Origin of the sequence: Mesopusillimonas faecipullorum (assembly GCF_020539505.1) — a bacterium.
GTDB classification, from domain to species: Bacteria; Pseudomonadota; Gammaproteobacteria; order Burkholderiales; family Burkholderiaceae_B; genus Mesopusillimonas; species Mesopusillimonas faecipullorum.
Genome location: NZ_JACDXW010000024.1, coordinates 1 through 1,280 on the forward strand (window position 1 = coordinate 1; position 1,280 = coordinate 1,280).

1 protein-coding gene is annotated in these 1,280 nt (G+C 62.8%); it reads left to right on the plus strand.

Translation table 11 applies throughout. The features are described 5' to 3' along the window. Nucleotides 1-74 precede the first annotated feature (74 nt). Nucleotides 75-1,112 (plus strand): IS5 family transposase, encoded by a 1,038-nt coding sequence (locus H0484_RS15025; protein ID WP_106685115.1) that lies wholly within the window; start codon nucleotides 75-77, stop codon nucleotides 1,110-1,112. Nucleotides 1,113-1,280 lie beyond the last annotated feature (168 nt).

Sequence of the window (1,280 nt, forward strand, 5' to 3'; positions counted from 1 at the left end):
GGGCGCCTCGAAAAACCTCCGCCTCGCCCGCCCTTGGTAAAATTACGACGTCCTGAACCCCGCAGCCTGCACCGATGAAACCACGCACCGCCATCAAGACCGACCTGTTCGCCGACGAGCATCACCGCAAGAAGATCGACTCGCTGGGCGACCCGCTGGCCGACATCGAGTCGCACATCGATTTTGCGTCGTTGGCGGCCGAGGTGGATAAGGTTGCGCCGCGCCCGGTGAGCGCGCAGGGCGGGCGTCCGCCGTACCCGACCGAGACGATGGTGCGGATCCTGGTGCTCAAGCGTCTGTACAACCTGTCCGACGAGCAGATGGAGTACCAGTTGCTCGACCGGATGAGCTACAAGCGCTTCTGCGGATTGGCGAACGCGACCAACGTTCCGGACCGCACCACGGTATGGACCTTCGAGAACCGGATCGGTGAAGCGGGCGCCAAGGCGCTCTTTGACGGTGTCTCGGCGCAGCTGCTCAGGAAGGGTTTCATCGCGCGAGGCGGTCAGATCATCGACGCGACCTTGGTCCCCGCCCCCAAGCAGCACAACAGCCGAGGCGAGAAGGAACTGATCGAGCAAGGTGCGATGCCCGCCGACTGGAAGCCTGCGAAGCGGCGCCAGAAGGACATCGACGCGACCTGGACGAAGAAGCACGGCAAGAGCCACTTCGGCTACAAGCTCTCGATCAACGTCGACAAGAAGTACAAGATCATCCGCCGGATCGAGACCGACACGGCGAGTACGCACGACAGCCAGCACTTCGACAACGTCTTCGATGCGGGCAACACGAGTCGGGACGTCTATGCCGACCGGGGCTACCCGTCCGAGGCGCGTGAAGCCTGGCTCAAAGAGAAGGGCTTCCGGAATCAGATCCAGAGGAAGGGCAAGCGTAACAAGCCGCTGTCCGAGTGCCAGCAGCGGCGTAACCAGCGCATCGCCAAAACGCGCGCCCGGGTCGAGCACGTGTTCGGCGCCCTCGAGCAGATGGGTGGCAAGTTGCTGCGCACCATCGGCCAGGCGCGAGCGAGCTTCGCGATGACGATGATGGCCGCCTGCTACAACCTGAAGCGGCTGGTCTACTTCCGGAAGGCCGGAATCGAGGCCTTCTGACGCCCAAAATGGGCCGAATCGCCGATGCCTGGGGCGATTCGAGGCAAAAAGGGGGCAACTCCGCCGAGAAATACGGTGGGTTGCCAGAGAAATTGGACCGAACGCGGTCGCCGTCATCATTGCGCGGTGGGATTCACTGAAAACCTCGGGTTATTCGAGGTGCCCTTC

Excerpts from the sequence above, each read along its gene's own strand:
- H0484_RS15025 (WP_106685115.1), top strand. The coding sequence starts at position 75 with ATGAAACCACGCACCGCCATCAAGACCGACCTGTTCGCCGACGAGCAT.